This is a genomic window from Achromobacter xylosoxidans, assembly GCF_002192695.1.
Taxonomy (GTDB): Bacteria; Pseudomonadota; Gammaproteobacteria; order Burkholderiales; family Burkholderiaceae_B; genus Achromobacter; species Achromobacter xylosoxidans_C.
The window spans coordinates 1-2317 of the sequence record NZ_MTLG01000070.1 but is presented as its reverse complement, the minus strand read 5'-3'; the positions used below and the strand labels follow the sequence as shown (position 1 = coordinate 2317).

The following is a 2317-nucleotide window of genomic DNA, read 5'->3' as shown; positions in this document are numbered from 1 at the left end:
CGAGGTGACGCAGCAGAACGCGGCGCTGGTGGAAGAGGCGGCCGCGGCCGCGGGTTCGCTGCAGGAGCAGGCGGAGCGCCTGGCCGAAGCGGTGGCCGTGTTCAAGATCAACGCGGGCGAAGTGATCGAAGTCCCTGCGCACCAATTGGCCGGTCAGCGCCGCGCGCCGCGCGTGGCTGCCCCGGTAGCTCCCGCAGCGCCAGCATCCGCAGCGCAGGCGGAGCCTCCCGCCGCCGAGGCCAAGGCTGTCCCAGCCGTACGTCTGACGCATTCCGCGCGAGCCAAACCCGTGGCGGCCGAAGGGGCGACGGCGGCACGGCCGCTGCGCCGGCCCGCGCCGCGCCCGACGGCTGCTGCGCCGCAGGCAAAGCCCGTGACGCCGGCAAGCCGCCGGTCCGCGCCTGCGGATGACGATTGGGAATCTTTCTGACACCGGCCAGACCGGTAAATGGGTAGGATATGCGAGGCTTTATACATCTTCTGGCAGCGGCTGCGTTTGCGGTGCTTCTGGCCGGCTGCGCGGCGACGGGGCACAATTTCGACCCGGGCAAACTGTCGCAGCTGACGCCGGGGCAGACGACGCTGGAAGAGGCTTCGCGCACGCTTACCGCGCCGCCCGACAAGCTCTACAAGCAGACCGACGGTACGCTGCTCGCGCTCTGGGCCTTCAAAATCACCTTCGTCGCGGACGGCTTGTACAGCCGCAAGGAAGCGCTGCTGCAGTTCGGCCCGGACGGCCGGCTGCTGCGCCTCGTCGACAGCACCAATATCTTGCTGGAACCTTGGGAACGCCAGAAGCTGCTGGGACCCGCGCCTGCGCCTGACTTGCGTCAGGACGTGGCGCTTCCGGCCGCGGAGCCCGAGGTGCAGACCATCTACATACCGGGCCCGGGTGAACCGGCCGGGTTGCAGCCTCAGGGCAAGTAGCGCCCTGTAGTCCAGCGGGGAGCATCGCGGCGCATGCCGCGATGTACGTCGCCTGGAGTGCATGCCTCGTGTAACAAGGCATGTCCACCGGGTGGTTTTTCATTTGGTCAGAGTAGTTCCTGAGGGATGGGGAAATAATATGGAAGCGAGTCTCGAATCCGGTGCGAAATCCGGCAAGGTCGGCAAGAAGAAGGCCGCGCGCGCACCCAAGGTGAAGCGCAAGCTGCGGCTGCGCGATGCCCGCGTCGGCACCATGCTGCTGTGGGTCATGGCGTTCTTCGCCGTGTTGATCGCGGCGGTGGGCGGCTTGGCCGCGTATTTCCTGCAGAGCAACTATGAATCGATCCGCGAGGTCAATGCCTTGACCGAGCGCTCCAAGCAGGTCGAAGTGATCAACAGCGACATGCTGCGCGCGCGGGTTGCGTTGATGGTTGCCGCGCGCCACCTGCAGGAATCCGGCTGGGGCAGCGGCGAAAACTCGGCCCGCGATGCCGCGGCGGCCTTGAAGGGCGCGACGGACTTGCTGACCGGCGTGCGCAGCCGCTTCGCCGATTTCCAGAAGAACATGCTGCAGGACGACACGGGCCGCCAGCTGTCCATGAACCTGGTGCGGCGCTACCGCTCGTACATCGACGATGGCGTGGACACCATGGTCGAAGCCCTGCGCAGCGAGGACTATTCCACCTTCTACATGGTGAACAACGAATACGGCACGCCGCGCAGCGCCGCGTTCATCGAGGCGCTCAGCGAGTTCGGCAAGTACATCGGCGACCAGCAGCAAGCCACGATCGACGAGGCCGAAGCCAATTTCAATCTCGCCATGGTGGCGGTGGGCGTGGCCGTGGGCCTGGCGGTGCTGCTGATGATCCTGGCCCGCCTGCTGTTCGGCCGCCTGGTGGTGCGCCCCTTGGTGGAAGCTGGCCAGCACTTCGACAAGATTGCCGCCGGAGACCTGACCAGCCGCGTGGAAGTGCGTTCGCACAATGAGATCGGCCAGCTGTTTGCCGCGTTGAAGCGCATGCAGGAAAGCCTGACCCGCACGGTGTCGGCGGTGCGCCACGGCGTGGACGAGATCACGGTGGGCTCGCGCGAGATCTCGGCCGGCAACACGGACCTTTCTAGCCGCACGGAAGAACAGGCGGCTTCGCTGGAGGAAACCGCGGCATCGATGGAAGAACTGGCTTCGACCGTGAAGCAGAACGCGGATAACGCGCGCCAGGCCAACCAGCTGGCGGCCAGCGCCTCGGATGTGGCCGAGCGCGGCGGTTCGGCGGTGTCGGAAGTGGTCAGCACGATGCAAGGCATTTCCGCCAGCTCGCGCAAGATCTCCGAGATTGTTTCTGTGATCGACGGCATCGCGTTCCAGACCAACATCCTGGCGCTGAACGCG

General features: G+C 66.2%; 2 protein-coding genes and 1 pseudogene. All 3 read left to right on the top strand.

What is annotated here, in order from left to right; all coding sequences use genetic code 11:
* Positions 1–430, top strand: a pseudogene (locus BRO63_RS12625) (methyl-accepting chemotaxis protein); the annotation flags it as partial.
* Between the two features lie 29 nt (positions 431–459).
* Positions 460–927 carry a hypothetical protein gene (locus tag BRO63_RS12620; protein WP_088140131.1) on the top strand — a complete coding sequence of 156 codons (468 nt, stop codon included), beginning with the start codon at positions 460–462 and terminating at the stop codon, positions 925–927.
* A 139-nt stretch (positions 928–1066) separates the two neighbouring features.
* A partial coding sequence (locus BRO63_RS12615; protein WP_143219469.1) for a methyl-accepting chemotaxis protein occupies positions 1067–2317 on the top strand: 1251 nt, incomplete at its 3' end.